Genomic DNA, 16111 nt, shown 5'->3' with positions numbered 1-16111 from the left:
GGGAGTCTATTGGCACTTGTGCATAGGGGGAGCGAGGCTGTCATGGCCAGACAGTAGGCTCTATAGCGTTGTTCAGCCCGGATGCCGGGCGCGTAGGTGGAGGCGGCGATGACCGATCTGATTGATACGACGGAGATGTACCTCCGCACCATCCTCGAACTCGAAGAAGACAACATCATCCCGCTGCGCGCACGCATTTCGGAGCGTCTCGGGCACTCCGGGCCCACGGTCTCGCAGACCGTCGGCCGCATGGAACGGGATGGCCTGGTCGTCGTCTCCGGCGACCGTCACCTCGAACTCACCGGCGACGGCCGCCGCAAAGCCGTGCACGTCATGCGCAAGCATCGACTCGCCGAACGCCTCCTGAGCGACGTCATCGAACTCGAGTGGGAGTACGTGCACGAAGAGGCATGCCGCTGGGAGCACGTGATGAGCGAGCAGGTCGAGCGAAAATTGCTCACGATGCTGGGGCACCCGACGGAATCCCCGTACGGCAACCCCATTCCCGGCCTCGACGAGCTCGGCGACGTGTCCGATCCCCGCTCGATCCAGGGCCTCCTGAACCTCGTCGACCTGGTCGACGGCAAGAACTCGGGGGTGACTGCCAGTATCCGACGCCTCGGTGAGCCCGCGCAGGTCGATCCAGAGCTTCTCCTCCAGCTTAAGCAGGCCGGTGTTTTTCCGGGCTCGACCGGCACTTTCTCTGCCGCGGGCTCCTACGTTCTCGTGCAGATCGACGGCTACGAAGCCGGTCTCGAATTGCCGAACGAGCTGGCTGCGCACATCTTCGCCGACGCCTCATAACTGTTACCAGTTTGTTAAAAACCCCTTCGGGGGATGTGACAAACCGTGCAGGGTCCCGTAGTGTCGAACGAGTTCACAGGTCAGAAGCCGGCCGCTGGACCCGGAAAAGGACGCTCCACCCCCCATCCCGTCTCCTTTACCGCGAAGCCGAAGCTATAAGCATTGAGGACGGGGCAGCTACCTAGTGCTGTCGGAGCGCAGGAGGTTTATACCTTGGCGCCATTAGGTACACCCGATTCTGAAGAGAATCTCCCCGCACCCGGTCAGACGACCCCTCACATCGCAACCCCGTCGAACGATTTCGCCACCCGCAGGTCCCTGCGCGCGTCGGAATCGACATCGAAGGACCGCTCGGTGAGCGCGACAGCCCCGGCAGCGCAGCCGGCCAAGGCCAGAACTGTCGCCGCCCGATCATCCATCCCCCGTGCATCCGTCGCCGTTCCGGCTGTGGCGACGAAGAAGCCCGCCTCTCGCAAACGCGTCAAAGGCAGCGTCATCAACATCGCCGTCATGACGCTCGCGGCCGGCCTGATCGCAACGATGGCCATCCCTGCCTACGCTTTCAATCCGCAGACCGCTGAGAGCGCTCAGTTCAAGTCGTCTGCCATCGAAAGCATGAAGAAGGCGCAGCCGCAGAGCGTCCAGGTCTCGCAGACCGTCGCCCAGGCGGCCGTCACTCGTGACGCGGCCAGCGCGACGACCGAAGCGCAGCTCGCGAACCAGAAGGCCGAAGCCGAGCGTGCGAAGGTGGCGGTGCAGTTCGCGGCGTACAGCCAGGCGTATTCCGGCCCATCGGTCAGTCAATTTCTCGCGCATCCGCCGTACCCGAACTTCAGCCTCGCCCAGGTGTTCAACGTCGCCAAGCAGTACATCGGCGTGCCCTACGTGTTCGGCGGGGCGACTCCTGCCGGTTTCGACTGCTCCGGCTACGTGATGTTCGTCTACGCGCAATTCGGCATCTCCCTCCCGCACTCGGTTTCCGGTGAGGCTGCGCGCGGCAAGACCATCTCGATTCAGGATGCTGTGCCAGGTGACCTCATCGTCATGCCCGGTCACATCGGGTTCTACGCAGGCAACGGCAACATCATGGATGCTCCCGACACCGGTCGATCCATCTCGATCCGCCCCATCTGGACCTCCGACTATTACGTCGTGCGGCTCGGAATCTGACCCTTTCGCATTCTCACGCGGAGCCGAACGGCTTAGCAACACTGTGTGAACAGTGGGTTTCACAGCACGGAATCGGCGCGCCTCGAATATGTGGCGCGCCGATTCTGCGTTAGCCTGATGCCCTGACACCGTGAGAGATCCCGGGAGTGCCACATGGTTACGTCGTGCAGCGTCCACACCGCGGACGCGCGCGGCCTTTTCTACCTCCGGCACAGCAGTCAAACCTGCCGCCACCATTCCGTGGCTTCGATGGGCGCTGTCCGTGTGACAGTGCCCTTTTTGTTTGTCTGCACCCGTTTTTCGACCGCTGTCGTTCCGCCGAACGTCTGGAAGCCATCCAGCCGGTTCAGAAAGGGTTGATATGCGCACACTGGTTCTCAATGCCGGCTATGAGCCGCTCGCCGTCGTGTCCTTCAAACGGGCTCTCGTGCTCGTCATGAATCAGAAGGCCACGGTCGTCGAGATCGACGAAGACCACCCGGTGTGGGGAACTTCCGGCAGCTATGAGCGGCCGGCAGTGATCCTGTTGACGCGTTATGTGCGCATCCCGCGTGGTCGCGCCGTGCCCGTCAGTCGTCGTGGTGTTCTTCGACGTGACGGACATCGCTGCGGCTACTGCGGCAAGACCGCGACCACGATCGACCATGTGATGCCTCGGTCGCGCGGTGGTGCCGACAGCTGGGAGAACCTGGTCGCGTGCTGCCTGCGCTGCAACAACCTCAAGAGCGACCGCACCCCGTCGGAGATGGGGTGGTCCCTCCGCTCCGACCCGCGGATGCCGCATGATGTCTCCTGGGTTGTACGCGGTGTGGAGAGTGCGCAGCCGAAGTGGGAAGGGTATCTCGCGCCGGCTGCGTGAGCCAGCGGTGGGTGCTCGGTGTGGACGATTGGTTGTCGAAAGCTGACGCTCGTCAGCGCTTGGTAGCCAGGGTTTTGGCTACCATTCGGGCCTGCGGTCGAGCGTGTCGCCCACTGTGGCGATTGGTTGCCAGAGGATGGCACGCGGTCGCGATCGGTTGCCAATCTATTGGGTACTGATCGCGGGACTGAGGGTGGCGGCTCTCGGCGGATGTAGCTTGGTAGCGCCGTGGTGGTGCGGAAGTTGAAACCGCGTCCGGCCGGCTGCGACTACGATCGCCGCATGAGCGTCGCGCGCCACGTTGTCTCGCGGAGACGCTCGAAACGTACCGTCGGGCGAATGCGTGACGATGGCGGGTGAGGGGCGGATGCTCGGTGCTCGCCCGAACGCTCCGGTAAACTCGGGTGGTCAGCCTCTGTAGCTCAATGGAAGAGCAGTTCCGTCCTAAGGAAAGGGTTGGGGGTTCGAGTCCCTCCAGGGGCACCATATCGTACGATCGAAATGCCTTGGTCAGAGGCATTTTTGGTGCATTGAAATCTAGATTTTGGGGCCCTTGCCGACACGGTCAATGACTACAGCAGTCTCCGGTGCTGAGTCAGAAGGAATGGAGCATCGGCGCGGGACGCGTGGAGTAGCGGCGCTGACCGAGAGCCGTATTGACTGCTCGCGCTGTCGCGACCACGCTGGCATCGACGTCAAATGTCTTGACATTAGGTTCCGTGCCGAGCGAACCGATCACCCCACCCATCGGGTCCACCAGAAGACTGTGGCCGATCGAGATCGGTGGAAGCTGCGAAACCCCGGCGAAGAAGCAGACATTCTCGATCGCGCGGGCTTGAGCGAGAACCCGCCACTGGTCGATCTTTCCGGTGCCCGGGACCCAGGAAGAACACGCGAGCATGAGCTCGGCGCCGGCATTCGCCAGCTCACGTGCCAACTCGGGGAAACGCAGGTCGTAACAGGCCATGAGTCCCACAGTGACGCCGTCGACGTCGAGGACGACCGGCTCGAGCGTATCCGAGGGTCTGATGCTGTCCGATTCCCGGAATCCGAACGAATCGAAGAGGTGCACCTTGCGGTAGCGCGCGTCAATGGTGCCGGACGGCCCGATCGCAACCAGGGTATTGAACGGTCTCTCGTCGCCCTCAGCCTGTTCGACGACACCGGCGACGATCGTCAAACCCCCATCGACAGCGAGTGCCCGAAGGCCGTCGACGAATGGGCCGTCGAGCGGCTCGGCCGCATTCGAGAAGGTCGAGTCGACGACCTTCTTCTCATACATGGAGAATTCGGGGAACACGACGAGATCGGCACCCGCGTCGCTCGCGGCTCGCGCCCGATGTGCGATGAGCTCGAGATTCCGCAGCTTGTCGGTGCCAGAGTCGATCTGGGCGAGAGCGAGTCTCACTTCATCCTCCGCTCGCCATGCATGCCATCGCAGCAATCATAGGGGGACCGCGGCGGGTCGATCCGTGCTCCCGTTCTGGTCATACGTTCGGACCGTCAATCGACGATCGAGCCCGCAAGGTCTTCGAGCTCGTTGTCCGGTTGCTCGAGTGCTGCGGCCTGCTCCGCGGCAAGCGCTCGCTCCGCCTCCACATCCAATCGGCGCGTGAAGACCCAGTACAGAACTGCCGCGATCGGCAGGCCGATGAACAGCGAAATGTCGACGCCGCCCATCGCCTTGGAGATGAAGCCCTCGTAGAAGCCTGCGACATTGAAGAACGGCGTCATGCAGATGAACGCGATCAGGTATGCGCTGATGCCCTGCCATCCCCAACGGCCGTAGATCCCGCGTGGCTTGAAGATCTCGGCGATGGCGTAGTGCCCCCGGCGAACGATGAAGTAGTCGGTCAGGTTCACCGCGGTCCAGGGGATGAAGAAGTACAGCACGAGGAACAGGAAACCGGCGAAGAACTCCTCGAAGCTTCCGGCGATGAAGATCGCGAGGACGCCGGAGATCGCTGCCGTGATCGCGACCGTGATGATTCGGATCGCGAGCGTCGGCCGCACCTTCTTGAAGCTGTCGATGGAAGAGATCAGCGTCAGCGATCCTCCATACGTGTTCAGCACGATGACCGCGACGAGTCCCAGAGCGAACACGATGAGGGCGATTGTCCCAAATCCCGGGAACAGATCGTTGGACACCGTCTCAATGGCCGCCACCGGGTCGCTGGCATTGAAATCCTTTACTGCGGCGGCGAGGTATGCGCCGAGGATCATGATCCACGCTCCACCGATCGCGCTGCCCCAGAATGTCCATCGGAACGTCTGGCTGGTGGGGGTGTTCGCGGGCAGGTAGCGCGAGTAGTCCGAGACGTAGATCGCCCACGAGATCTGGTAACCGGCGACGACGCCGAGTTGGGCGAAGAACGCGAGAGGTGAGAACTGGCCGAGGTTGAAGGCGCCTGACGGCAACTGCAAGTGCACCAGGGCAGAAATGCTGACGAGCGCCATCACGATGATCGTGAGATAGACGAGGTAGCGCTCCATCCGGTGGATGAGGTCGTAGCCGAAGAGGGCGATGACAGCGCCCAGCACGGTGATCACGATTGCCCAGAACGGGTCGAAGCCGGCCGGGGTCTTCACCGCCTGCGACACGGCGGATCCCGCGAGCACGGTGTTGAAGACGTTGAAGCCCGCATATTGTAAAAAGGCGAACAGCCACACCAGCAGCGCGCCGACATAGCCGAACTGCGGACGCGACTGTACCATTTGCGGCAGGCCGAGCTTGGGTCCCTGCGAAGAGTGCGCCGCCATGAAGATGGTGCCGATGATGAGACCGATCAGAATTGCGATGATCGACCAGATCAGGTTGCCGCCGAGAGCGAAGCTCGTGACCCCCACCGCGAGAGTTGCAATCTGCGCGTTGCTCATGAACCACAGCGGCCCGATGTGCCACACCTTGCCGTGCCGCTCGCTCTTGGGAACGTAGTCGATGGACCGGGTCTCGAGACCACCGGATCTCGGCGCGGCCTTCGTTTCACTCATGGGGTTCTCCTTCAGAGGGTTGGGCGGGATATCAGGGGCGTGGCATGCGTGAGCGCCTCGTAGAGTTCGGGTCTGCGGTCGCCGAACACGTCGACCAGGTCACCCATGGACTTGTCGTGGGACAGGTTGAGGTCGAGGTCAGCAGTGGCAACGCCGGATTCATCGGCCGTCGCCACCACCCAGCCGCGCTGATCGATGACGCAGCTGGCCTCGTTCCAGTCCTGCCCCCGCTCCCTGCCCGCCCGATCGCAGCACGCGATGGCGACGTGGTTGCTGTACGCCGTAGCCATTGCAACCGTTACCTCGGGCACGCGCTCGCCCGCGGGAACACTCTCGCGCGGCCAGTTCGTGGGAGCCACGATCAGTTCCGCTCCGCGTAGCGCCAGGCTGCGCGGAAACTCCGGGAACTCCAGGTCGAAGCAGATCAGGACGCCAAGCCTTCCCGCGGGGGTGTCGACAACCGGTGGTTCGACGGACCCGGGAGTGAAAATCAGCTTCTCTTTGTCCCAGAGGTGCACCTTGCGGTAGACAGCGAGCACGCCCGATGCATCCACCACGGCGGCGCTGTTGTAGATGAGGCCATCGTCGCGGATCTCGGCGAAGCCGCCGATCGCGACACCGTCGGCTGGGGCGACTGCGGCCGCCCAGTCGGCGAACACCGGATGCGAAGGCCGGATTGCCACGGATCGGGCTTCCTCGACCGAGTCGAACATGTAGCCGGATGTCGCCAGTTCTGGCACGACGACAACTCTCGCGCCTGCCGTGACGGATTCGCGGATCGCCGCGGTCGTCATCTCCAGATTCGAATCAAGATCGGCGACGCCGGGCGACAGCTGGCGACACGTGATGCGAGTCACAGGATTCCTTCCATCGGTTGCCTCTTGAGAGTAAAATAGGTCACAATGATCGATTTTGTCTACCCTTGAGTGAATAGTGTGGAAACTGTGTCGGAATCCTCTGGGCTCTCGCGTCCACGGCCGCGGAACGGTTCCGATGGCGCGGTGCTGAGTGATCCCGCAATCGCGGGCATCACGCGGCTCAGCGCGACAGAGACTGTGCGAGCCAGAATTGCCCTCGCGATCCAGCTCGGGTTGTTGGCGCCGAACGAACAACTGCCGTCGGACGCCGAGGTGGCCGGCGCCCTGGACGTCAGCGAAATAACCGTGCGGCGAGCACTCAAAAGCCTCGCCGACGACGGTGTGCTCACTCGGCTCCGCGGACGAAGAGGTGGAACATTCGTCGCCGAAAAGTCCGCCGCGACCTCGGTCGACGCTGTCACCGTGTACCGCTCAGACGCGGAGACCGTTCACGCGCTGATCAATCAGCGCGTGCTGCTCGAGTGCGCTCTGACGCATCATGCTGCTCTGGCCATCACCGAGCAACAGCTGGCCTCGCTCGATCAGTTCGTCGCTCAAGCCTCGTCGGCGCTCAACTGGACCGACTATCACGCAGCGGACGAGAAACTCCATCTCGCAGTCGCGCAAGCGAGCGGTCTGGCCTGGGCCCTGCCGAATTACCACGAGGTGCTCTTTGAGCTGTACCGCTACTTTGTGCCTTATCCCATCGCCTATCTGCACAACGTTAACGAACAGCACAGGCTCCTCGTGGATGCCCTTCGTCGGCGGGATCCGGTGGAGGCCGTGGCGATAATCGAATACCATGTCGCCGAGCTACACCGGTCGATGTTCGTGGGGCTTTCCCAGAACCCGGACGGCGAATGACCGCGCGGGATCTCCACTTTCGGTCCCTCGACGCCGATTTCGGCGATGCCGCCGTGTTGCCTCGGATCGGGATCCACCGCCTGACTGGTAATCGGGATCGCTGCACTCCGCTCTTTGTTTACAGACTCGTGCTCCTCATGTTCCTGAATCGCGTGTCGCGGAGACCTGCGCTTCTGCCTGACAACCCGTGCTCTGGCGGAATGGCCGGACTTGGGTAAGACTGACGCATGACCAAGGCGCAGGGACGGGGCCTCACCCGGATCCCGATAATCGGCCAGCTCCGCTCCTATAACCGATCGTGGCTGCGCGGCGATCTGATAGCCGGCGTCACTGTCGCGGCCCTCATCGTGCCGAAGAACCTCGGGTATGCCGGCATTGCGGGGGTGCCGCTGCAGAACGGGTTGTACGCGGCCGCTGCCGGCGCCATCCTGTACGCCGTCTTCGGAACCAGCCGCCAGATCTCGATGGGTCCCAGCTCAGGGCTTGCGGCGGTGGCCGCGAGCGCCGTGCTCGCGGCGAGCATCACCGGAGAGCAGAATGTCGCCTCGTTCGTTGCCGGCATCACGCTCGCTTCGGGCATCCTGTTTCTGCTTCTTGCGGTGTTCCGGATGGGGTGGATCGCGCAGTTCCTCTCGCGCGCCGTGGTCACCGGTTTTCTCTTCGGTGCGGCGATCGATGTCGTGATCGGGGAGCTCCCCAAGCTCACCGGAACCGAGGTCACCGGCTCCAACCCGATCCAGGAACTGTGGTCGTGGCTCGGGACCCTCGGCGACGCGCAACGGACGACCGTGCTCGTCGGCGCCATCTCGCTTGTCGTCGTCTTCGGACTCAGGGCGATCGCCCCACGGGTCCCCGGCGCCCTGGTGCTCGTGGTGGGCGGACTGTTGGCGTCGGCCCTGTTCGACCTCGGAGCCAAAGGCGTTGCCCTGGTCGGGGACGTGCCCCGCGGGTTGCCGTCACTGCAGGTTCCGGATGGCCGGCTGCTGTGGGAGCACGCGGGCACCGTTGCACTCGCCGCGGTGGCGCTGGTCATGATCGGGTTCTCGCAGACCGCCGGGGATGCGCGCACTTTCGCCGCGAAACATCGCTACCAGATCGACATCAACCAGGAAAGTGTTGCCCAGTCGCTGGCCAACATCGCTGCGGGACTGTTCCAGGGGATGCCCGTTTCGACCAGCCTGTCGGCGAGCTCGTTGAACGACCGGTCCGGGGCCAGGACCGGCCTGGCCTCGCTGACCTCGGGTGTCACCGTGCTGCTCACCCTGCTGTTCCTTGCGCCGCTCTTTTCAAACCTGCCCAAAGCAGTCCTCGGGGCACTGATCATCGAGGCCGTCGTCATGGGGATGATGGACTTTCCGGAGATGCGGCGACTCTTCCGGGTGAAGAAGGTCGACTTCTGGATCGCGATCGTCGCGCTCCTCGGAACGCTGGTGTTCGGTGTGCTCGCGGGCGTGATCATCGGGATCGTACTCTCGCTGGCGTGGCTGGTCGCGGTGGCCACGCATCCCGAGATGCCGACGCTCGGTCGCGAGCGTGGCACCCAGGTCTTCCGCGAGGTCGACTCGTTCCCCGACGACGAGATCCTGCCCGGCGTGGCCGTTGTCCGGTTCGATGGCGGTCTCTTTTTCGCCACCTCCGATGCCTTGGAGGACCATCTCCGCGAGGTCATCCAGGGCAACCCTGAACTGACCGGAATCGTGATCGACTGCGGGGGGATCAACTTCATCGACTCGCAGGGCGCGGCAAAGATGGCGGATGTCGTCACCCTCGCTCGCGACGCCGGCGTCAATCTCCGACTCACCCGGCTGAAGCCTGCGCCACGGGCCGTGCTCGAACGCGACGGCGTGATCGAGATGATCGGTTCGGACCACATCCACGGCAACATCCACCGGGCCGTCGAAGCGGAACAGGCAGATGCAGCACGGGGACGCAAGGACCACTCCTAGTCAGCTGCCGCGCCCATGGGGACCTTCCCATGAACGTCCTAGTCTTGGAGCATGGCAAAGAACTGGTTCATCACTGGAACTTCCCGCGGTTTCGGCAGGGAATGGGCGATCGCCGCACTCGACCGTGGCGACCGAGTCGCAGCAACGGCGCGCAGGCTGGAGACGCTCAGCGATCTGTCCGAGAAATACGGCGACAACCTCCTCCCCATCGAATTGGATGTCAACGATCGCGACGCTGACTTCGCGGCTGTCGCGCGAGCGCATGAGGCGTTCGGGAGCCTTGACGTTGTGATCAACAACGCGGGTTACGGCCAGTTCGGAATGATCGAAGAAATCTCCGAGCGTGAAGCACGCGACCAATTCGAGACGAACGTCTTCGGTGCTCTCTGGATCACACAGGCCGCTCTGCCGTTCTTGCGCGCGCAAGGTCACGGGCACATCCTGCAGGTCTCCTCAATCGGTGGCATCAGCGCTTTCCCGAACATCGGCATCTACAACGCTTCGAAGTGGGCGCTCGAGGGGTTCACTCAAGCATTGGCGCAGGAGGTCGCTGACTTTGGAATCAAGGTCACGCTGATCGAACCGGCGGCGTTCTCGACCGATTGGGGAGGGGACTCAGCACAGCACGCAGCGCCGCTGGCCGCGTACGACACCTATCGCGAGAAGGCGGCCGAAGCCCGGAAGGCGCGAGTCTCGTCCCAGGGCAACCCAGGCGCGACCGGTCAGGTGGTGCTGGAGCTCGTCGATGCTGCGGAGCCCCCGTTGCGCGTGTTCTTCGGCACAGCACCGATCGGGATCGCGAAGGCCGATTATGCGAGCCGGATGGAGACCTGGGAGAAATGGAACCACCTCTCGGTTGAGGCACAAGGCTGAGCCACGACCGCGACGAAATTCACGACCGGCCTATGCTTCATTCGTGTTCCGGCAGCAGCGGAGCCGACCAGCCTGGATCTCGCCCGAGTTGTGCGGCACGAGCGACCGATGCTGCGCCGAAACGATCGCGAACTGCGTCGAGCACGGTGTCGAGCCGCGCCCCGTCGTCCCAGTCGATCGGCAGTTCGGGCTGGAAACTGTCCGCCCGTCCCAACTGGGACAGCGAGACGCCGATGAGGGTGATGCCGCGTTCCGCGATCTCCGGCTGAGCGGTGGCGAGCAGGCTCCGGGCGATGCTGAGCAGCACAGACGTCCGGTCCGACGGGAAGCCGAGCGTGCGCGACCGCGTGGCTTTGGCGAAGTCGCCGTAGCGCAGCCGCAGCACGATCGTTCGGCAGGTGCGGTCGCCGTCACGGAGCCGGCGAGCGAGCCGATCGACGAGCTGGGTGAGGATGACGTCGAGTTCCTCGGCCGTGCGGGGGCGGCTACCCAGCGCTCGCTGAGAGCCGATGGACCCCCGTCGACGCGTGACGTCGACCGGCCGCGGATCTCGTAGCCGAGCCAGGGCGTGCAAATGCGCGCCGGTCGCCCTGCCGAGCAGCTTCTCTGCCGTGGCCTCTTCGAGCTCGGCAAGCTGACCGACGGTGCGGATGCCGAGTCGGTGCAGCTTCTCTGCGGTGACAGCGCCGACCCCCCACAGTCGTTCCACCGGGAGTGGGAGCAGGAAATCCTGTTCCCACTCGGGTTCGACCAGGAGAAGCCCATCGGGCTTGCTCACGGCGCTGGCCACCTTGGCGAGGAACTTGGTTCGCGCGATCCCGACCGAGATGGCGAGGCCGACCTCTGCACGAACCCGCTCCCGCAGCCGCGTCGCGATCTGCTCGGGCGTACCTGCGATGCGCCTCAGCCCCCCGACTTCGAGAAACGCCTCGTCGATCGACAACCCCTCCACGAGCGGAGTCGTGTCACGGAAAATCGCGAACACGTCTCGGCTTGCCGCGGAATATGCGTCCATTCGCGGCGGGACGACGACGGCATCGGGGCAGAGCTCGCGCGCCTGCCGCCCGCCCATCGCAGTGCGCACCCCCCGCGCTTTCGCCTCATAGCTTGCCGCAAGCACGACGCCGCCGCCGACGATGACGGGCCGTCCGCGTAGTGCGGGCGCGTCGCGCTGCTCGACCGAGGCGTAGAAGGCGTCGAGATCGGCGTGCAATACGGTCGCCTCGCCCCGCATCCGCCCTCCGATCGATCGCGCGTCGAGAGAATGGTCGCACAGACCGCTGACACCGGGCGCCTCAGGCGGAAGGCCGGTCCCTGAACGTCATGACTAGGCTCGTTACTCAAGGACCCGTGAGATGGAAGGCTGCAGGCGTGAGTTCGATCCGGCCTGTCTCCCAACCGCGGTGGAGCCAACGATGGCGTCTCACGATCGTGCTTGCTCTGAACGCGGCATTGATCGTCGGACTCGTCGTTGTGGGCTTTGCCGCCAATTCGGTGAGTCTGCTCGCTGCGGCTGGAGATACGGTCGGTGACTGTCTGGGACTGGTCCTTGGGCTGATCGCTATTGCCCTGCGCGACCGGGACCCCGGCCATCCTCACGCGCAGCGTCCGATCGCGTTGGCCGCGCTGGTGAACTCCTGCCTCTTGATCGTCGTGACCGTCTCGGTCGTGACAGAATCCGTGAGCAGACTGGTGGCGGGTTCACCGCCCGTGTCGGGGCTGCCCGTTGTTGTCGCAGCAGTGGTCACGATGATCGTCATGCTGGCCGGCGCCGCGGTCCTCGGTCGTTCGGCGGCGGAAGAGGATATCCATATGCGCTCCGTGCTGCTCGACGCCATTGCTGATGCCGCCGCCGCTGCTGGGGTAGCGATCGGCGGCGCGGTCATCCTGTTCTCTGGCGGCCTGTTCTGGGTTGATCCGGTGCTGGCGCTGGTGATCTCGGTCTTCATTGCCATCGCCGCCGTTCGGCTGGGGCTCAAGGCCATCTCGGCATTGCGAGGGCGCCATGTCGACTTCGATGACGACTGAGCGCGAAGCTTGCCGGTGCTGGTCACACCGCGCCGTGATCGGCGCAGGTTTCAGTCAACGTTCGCCCGCAGTCGGCTGGTCCTCCAGTGGCGGGCGGGTGCCGATGGCGGTCTGAATCGTGCGAATGGTCGAGCCGAGGATGCCTGACGAGAGTAGTCCGGGTCCGAGCGGGCCAGCGGAGTCTTCGCCGAGAGGTGGCAACTGCTGAAGGGCAGCTCTGACCCGAGCGTTCATGTGCTCGAGCTGCCACGCGATCTCGTCTGAGACTGCTGTGGGCTGGTGGGGAGCGGCCAGTCCGGCCGCCTTCGCGGCGTAGGCGGCTGCTCCGAGGGCATGCGCGCCCATGTGGGCGACACCTGAGGCTTGTGCCGCAGCACGCGCGGCCGCCACAGCTGCGGGAGAGCTCACGGCGTGCGCGGCCCGGCCGGCAACGAAGCGCCGGCGAATCTCACCCGCGGCATCCAGCTCGCCGTCGGCAAACGCGCGAGCACGAGCAATGGCATCACGTGGACGACCGTCTGTCGGAGCCTCCGTCTCGAACAGGGGCAGGACTCGCTCAGCACAGTCGGCCGCCCAGGTCGCGACCAGGCGGCGATCAGTTTCGCTCAGCGACTGGGGGGACGACATGCAAGCATTTTCGCACTCCGTCGCGGGCTTGTACCTTTGTCCTGTGACGCAGCGAGACAGACACGAGCCGGGGACCTTGCGCCTTCAGGTCGGCGGTTTGACCCGCACTGAACTGCGCACGACGTTGTACACGCGGGGCGTGCTGCTCAACCCGCACGCCGAGACGCTCCTCGACCACCCGGTCTTCGATTTGCGAGACGAGGAGGAGATCAGCATCGTCGAGCGCAGCATATGCGACCTGGATCTGAGCGCCGGCGGGACTCTGCTGGAGGTCTTCGCGGCAGCGCGTGAGCAAGGTTTGACGCTCTGCCCTGCAGACACCGGCCCGTACCTCCGGCTCGCGATGACAACACAGGGCAACGCCCCCGACTCCGTACTCTCGGCCGGCAAGTCGCCGGCGGGTGCGCTCAAAGTCGCCGCGGCACCGCTCAGTGACAACGTCGAGTACCCGAAAGGCTTCTACCTGCGCGTCGTCGACAACCAGCAGTGCCTGCGGGGTTTCCGTTGCGACGACGCATATCGGTTCACACCCGAGGACCGGTTCGCATTCCGCTCGCTCGTCGCCTGAGACCGCGATCGGCGTTTGTGGTCATACGACCTCGTCGCTTACCTGCGCTCGTCAAGTACCTCGCGAAGTCTGCCGGCGAACGCCTCGGGCTGCCCCGGATATCCGGAGTCTTCGGCGGCGAAGCCGCCGTGGTGGCTCGGGAAAACGACCGCCTCCGTTCCGAGAAGTTGTGCGACGGCGGCGGAGGTGCGTCCGGTGAAGATGCCTTCAGACTCTTCGCCGACTCCGATCACGATGCGCGTCGACGCGGCCTTGAGGGCGTCGATGTTCGGGCGGTAACCGGTGACCGCGATCGAGCGTTGAGAGAGTAGAGGATCGTCGCGTGAGCCGTCGTCGCCTGCGGGCATCCCGAACATCGCTGGATCCGGCGCGGGCAGGGCGAAATAGTCGTCCGTGAATTCTCCGCGCCACGATGTCATCGCGATGAACGCCGCCATTCCCGACCCGAAACCGCGGGAATCGTAGGCGTCGTGGACCGCTGCCAGAGCGCGCTCGGCGCCCTCGGCGTCGGGAAGGATGCCCGGCAGCGGCGGCTCATGGGCGACAAGCGTTCGCACGTCACCCGGGTGGGCGGCCACCAACGCCAGCGCGGTCACCGCTCCGCCGCTGCTTGCGAACATGTCGACCGGTCCGGTGCCAAGCGCCGTGATGAGTGCATGCACATCCTCGGCCTGCACGGTAGGCATGTTGGTGACCTCACCGTCGCTCCGTCTGCTCCGACCCAGTCCGCGGGGGTCGTACGTGACAACCGTGCGGTCGGGCAGGTACGACGCCAGGGCCCGGAAGCCGCTCGCGTCCATCGGCTGGCCGATCATGACGAGCGGTGGATGCCCGTTCTCGCCGTTGTGCGCGTCGGCGATGTCGTAGACGATCTCGGCGCCGGCCGTGTCGATGCTGTACGTTTCCATGTCTGACCCGTCTCTGTCGGCGATCATTTCCCGCAACGGATGCTACTCCGTCGAGCCCGTCACCGACCGCGTCAAGCTGATGGTCCGAACCAGGTGGACAGGTGGCGAACCAGGTCGTTCTGGTCGTCCCCGATCCAGGCCACGTGGCCGTCGGGCCGGAGCAGGACCGCGGGCGCCTCGAGTTCCTCGCTGATGTCTGAGACGTAGTCGACCCGACCCGACCATCCGCTCACCGAGAGCTCGCCGGTCTGGTCGAGCAGGAGCCCGCGGCCGTCGCGAGTGAGCTCGTAGAGGCGGCCACGCGACAGCGGGATGTCGCGCAGTCGTCTGCCGAGCAGGGGAGGTTCGTCGCCGAAGTCGTAACGGATGCCGATGGAGGTGACCTTCTCGGCGAGGAAACGGCTGACGTCTTCGAAGTCCATCAGGTCCGTCAGCAGTCGGCGAACAGCCTGCGGGCCGGGCTCGGGGGAGAGGAGCTCGCTCTGGGCGCGGGTGATGGTCAGCACGTCTTCGGCGACGGGGTGGCGCTCGGTGAAATAGGTGTCAAGAAGTCCGTACGGAGCCCATCCGTCGACCTCGGCGGCGAGCTTCCAGCCGAGGTTGAAGGCGTCCTGGATGCCGAGATTCAGGCCTTGCCCGCCCAGCGGCGGGTGGACGTGCGCCGCATCGCCGGCCAGGAGAACGCGGCCCGCCCGGTACCTTTCGGCAAGCCGGGTGGCGTCGGTGAAACGGGCCAGGGAGCGCGGTGAGTGAACGCCGAAGTCGGTGCCCGCGTATGCGTGCAGCTGCGTCCGGAACTCGGTCAGCGTTGGCGTGACCGACCGGTCTTCGGCCACAGTCGCGGCAGGGACGACGGCGCGGTACAGCCCGTCTGAGGCGGGGCCGATGCCGAACCCTCTATGGGTCGCGCGCACCTTCTCTGCCACCTCGGCCAGCCCATCCGCCGGCATGGTCACCTGAACTTCGCCGAGGAGCCACTCGGTTGTGGCGGGATCGCCCGGAAAATCGATGCCAAGCAGTCTGCGCACCAGGCTTCGCCCGCCGTCGCAGCCGACCATCCAGCGCGAGCGAAGCAGAGTACCGTCGGCGAGCGCTACGCTCACCCCGCTCTCGTCCTGCTCGACACCCGTGACCTCGCAGCCGCGGCGGATCTCGGCTCCGAGTTCGGCCGCGCGCTCAGCCAGCAGGCGATCGGTCACCGGCTGGGGGATGCCGAGAATATACGCGTGGGCGCTGTCCAGTTTCGGAGGTGTGGGGCTGGCGATCCCGGCGAAACGGCCGACGCCGCCGGGATACTGCTGCCCGAGTGCGAGGAACCGGTCCAGCAGCCCGCGCTGGTCCAGGATCTCGATGCTGCGCGGGTGCAGGCCGAGCGAGCGAACCAGCCGGCTCGGCTGTGGGTCCTTCTCCAGCACAAGGACGTCGACGTCGTGCAGCCGCAACTCGCTGGCCAGCATCATCCCCGTAGGGCCGCCGCCGCTGATGATCACGTCGAACATGCGATTACCCCGATCCCTAGCAAGTGGTGCCCGTGCAAGGGTACGACGCGGGGCATCGTTACGGTCTGCACCGGATTGAACCTTTTCCGCCGCCCGCTCGTGTCCCTGATGAAGCCC

15 protein-coding genes and 1 tRNA gene are annotated in these 16111 nt (G+C 64.8%); 9 read left to right on the top strand and 7 right to left on the bottom strand.

Annotation, left to right across the window (positions count from 1 at the left end; genetic code table 11):
• Window positions 1-108: 108 nt before the first annotated feature.
• From ACPPVQ_RS15425 to ACPPVQ_RS15410, 4 genes are all read left to right on the top strand, one after another.
• Window positions 109-804: a metal-dependent transcriptional regulator gene (locus ACPPVQ_RS15425; RefSeq protein WP_426516010.1), complete on the top strand. Its 696-nt coding sequence runs from the start codon at window positions 109-111 to the stop codon at window positions 802-804.
• Between the two features lie 354 nt (window positions 805-1158).
• A complete protein-coding gene (locus ACPPVQ_RS15420) occupies window positions 1159-1974 on the top strand; it encodes a C40 family peptidase (protein ID WP_426516009.1) in 816 nt (271 codons plus the stop codon).
• Window positions 1975-2335: 361 nt separating this feature from the next.
• Window positions 2336-2833, top strand: a complete 498-nt coding sequence (locus ACPPVQ_RS15415; protein ID WP_426516008.1) for an HNH endonuclease — start codon at window positions 2336-2338, stop codon at window positions 2831-2833.
• Between the two features lie 411 nt (window positions 2834-3244).
• Window positions 3245-3319, top strand: a tRNA-Arg gene (locus ACPPVQ_RS15410).
• Window positions 3320-3428: 109 nt separating this feature from the next.
• Here ACPPVQ_RS15410 and ACPPVQ_RS15405 read toward each other — a convergent pair.
• From ACPPVQ_RS15405 to ACPPVQ_RS15395, 3 genes are all read right to left on the bottom strand, one after another.
• Window positions 3429-4241, bottom strand: coding sequence for a carbon-nitrogen hydrolase family protein (locus ACPPVQ_RS15405; protein ID WP_426516007.1), 813 nt, complete (start codon window positions 4239-4241; stop codon window positions 3429-3431).
• A gap of 95 nt (window positions 4242-4336) precedes the next feature.
• Window positions 4337-5824: a purine-cytosine permease family protein gene (locus ACPPVQ_RS15400; protein ID WP_426516006.1), complete on the bottom strand. Its 1488-nt coding sequence runs from the start codon at window positions 5822-5824 to the stop codon at window positions 4337-4339.
• An 11-nt stretch (window positions 5825-5835) separates the two neighbouring features.
• Window positions 5836-6681 carry a nitrilase-related carbon-nitrogen hydrolase gene (locus ACPPVQ_RS15395; RefSeq protein WP_426516005.1) on the bottom strand — a complete coding sequence of 282 codons (846 nt, stop codon included), beginning with the start codon at window positions 6679-6681 and terminating at the stop codon, window positions 5836-5838.
• 144 nt (window positions 6682-6825) lie between these two features.
• On the opposite strand from ACPPVQ_RS15395, the gene ACPPVQ_RS15390 reads away from it, so the two are divergent.
• The 3 genes from ACPPVQ_RS15390 (at window position 6826) to ACPPVQ_RS15380 (ending at window position 10364) form a co-directional block, all read left to right on the top strand.
• Window positions 6826-7545 (top strand): FadR/GntR family transcriptional regulator, encoded by a 720-nt coding sequence (locus tag ACPPVQ_RS15390; protein ID WP_426516004.1) that lies wholly within the window; start codon window positions 6826-6828, stop codon window positions 7543-7545.
• 227 nt (window positions 7546-7772) lie between these two features.
• On the top strand, window positions 7773-9491 hold the full coding sequence (locus ACPPVQ_RS15385) for a SulP family inorganic anion transporter (RefSeq protein ID WP_426516003.1): 1719 nt from the start codon (window positions 7773-7775) through the stop codon (window positions 9489-9491).
• 51 nt (window positions 9492-9542) lie between these two features.
• Complete coding sequence (locus ACPPVQ_RS15380; RefSeq protein WP_426516002.1) at window positions 9543-10364, top strand: SDR family oxidoreductase; 822 nt, start codon at window positions 9543-9545, stop codon at window positions 10362-10364.
• A 37-nt stretch (window positions 10365-10401) separates the two neighbouring features.
• On the opposite strand, the gene dinB is transcribed toward ACPPVQ_RS15380, so the two are convergent.
• Window positions 10402-11598: a DNA polymerase IV gene (gene dinB / locus ACPPVQ_RS15375; protein ID WP_426516001.1), complete on the bottom strand. Its 1197-nt coding sequence runs from the start codon at window positions 11596-11598 to the stop codon at window positions 10402-10404.
• Between the two features lie 197 nt (window positions 11599-11795).
• Between dinB and ACPPVQ_RS15370 the strand changes: the two genes are divergently transcribed.
• Window positions 11796-12392 carry a cation diffusion facilitator family transporter gene (locus tag ACPPVQ_RS15370; protein WP_426516000.1) on the top strand — a complete coding sequence of 199 codons (597 nt, stop codon included), beginning with the start codon at window positions 11796-11798 and terminating at the stop codon, window positions 12390-12392.
• Between the two features lie 54 nt (window positions 12393-12446).
• Here ACPPVQ_RS15370 and ACPPVQ_RS15365 read toward each other — a convergent pair whose 3' ends face one another.
• On the bottom strand, window positions 12447-13019 hold the full coding sequence (locus ACPPVQ_RS15365) for a putative immunity protein (RefSeq protein ID WP_426515999.1): 573 nt from the start codon (window positions 13017-13019) through the stop codon (window positions 12447-12449).
• A gap of 97 nt (window positions 13020-13116) precedes the next feature.
• On the opposite strand from ACPPVQ_RS15365, the gene ACPPVQ_RS15360 reads away from it, so the two are divergent.
• The gene (locus ACPPVQ_RS15360) at window positions 13117-13587 is read left to right on the top strand and encodes a hypothetical protein (protein ID WP_426515998.1); all 471 of its coding nucleotides are present in this window, start codon (window positions 13117-13119) and stop codon (window positions 13585-13587) included.
• Window positions 13588-13625: 38 nt separating this feature from the next.
• Here the strand turns inward: ACPPVQ_RS15360 and ACPPVQ_RS15355 are convergent, their stop codons facing one another.
• Complete coding sequence (locus ACPPVQ_RS15355) at window positions 13626-14522, bottom strand: alpha/beta fold hydrolase (RefSeq protein ID WP_426515997.1); 897 nt, start codon at window positions 14520-14522, stop codon at window positions 13626-13628.
• A gap of 44 nt (window positions 14523-14566) precedes the next feature.
• The gene (rox, locus tag ACPPVQ_RS15350) at window positions 14567-15994 is read right to left on the bottom strand and encodes a rifampin monooxygenase (protein ID WP_426515996.1); all 1428 of its coding nucleotides are present in this window, start codon (window positions 15992-15994) and stop codon (window positions 14567-14569) included.
• Window positions 15995-16111: the final 117 nt, after the last annotated feature.

The sequence above is a fragment of the Leifsonia sp. McL0618 genome, from assembly GCF_049994905.1.
Taxonomy (GTDB): domain Bacteria; phylum Actinomycetota; class Actinomycetes; order Actinomycetales; family Microbacteriaceae; genus Diaminobutyricibacter.
The sequence above is the reverse complement of the archived record's forward strand: the minus strand, read 5'-3'. Positions and strand labels throughout refer to the sequence as shown.

Excerpts from the sequence above, each read along its gene's own strand:
- rox (WP_426515996.1), bottom strand. The coding sequence starts at position 15,994 with ATGTTCGACGTGATCATCAGCGGCGGCGGCCCTACGGGGATGATGCTG.
- ACPPVQ_RS15380 (WP_426516002.1), top strand. The coding sequence starts at position 9,543 with ATGGCAAAGAACTGGTTCATCACTGGAACTTCCCGCGGTTTCGGCAGG.
- ACPPVQ_RS15400 (WP_426516006.1), bottom strand. The coding sequence starts at position 5,824 with ATGAGTGAAACGAAGGCCGCGCCGAGATCCGGTGGTCTCGAGACCCGG.
- dinB (WP_426516001.1), bottom strand. The coding sequence starts at position 11,598 with ATGCGGGGCGAGGCGACCGTATTGCACGCCGATCTCGACGCCTTCTAC.
- ACPPVQ_RS15425 (WP_426516010.1), top strand. The coding sequence starts at position 109 with ATGACCGATCTGATTGATACGACGGAGATGTACCTCCGCACCATCCTC.
- ACPPVQ_RS15355 (WP_426515997.1), bottom strand. The coding sequence starts at position 14,522 with ATGATCGCCGACAGAGACGGGTCAGACATGGAAACGTACAGCATCGAC.
- ACPPVQ_RS15415 (WP_426516008.1), top strand. The coding sequence starts at position 2,336 with ATGCGCACACTGGTTCTCAATGCCGGCTATGAGCCGCTCGCCGTCGTG.
- ACPPVQ_RS15365 (WP_426515999.1), bottom strand. The coding sequence starts at position 13,019 with ATGTCGTCCCCCCAGTCGCTGAGCGAAACTGATCGCCGCCTGGTCGCG.
- ACPPVQ_RS15385 (WP_426516003.1), top strand. The coding sequence starts at position 7,773 with ATGACCAAGGCGCAGGGACGGGGCCTCACCCGGATCCCGATAATCGGC.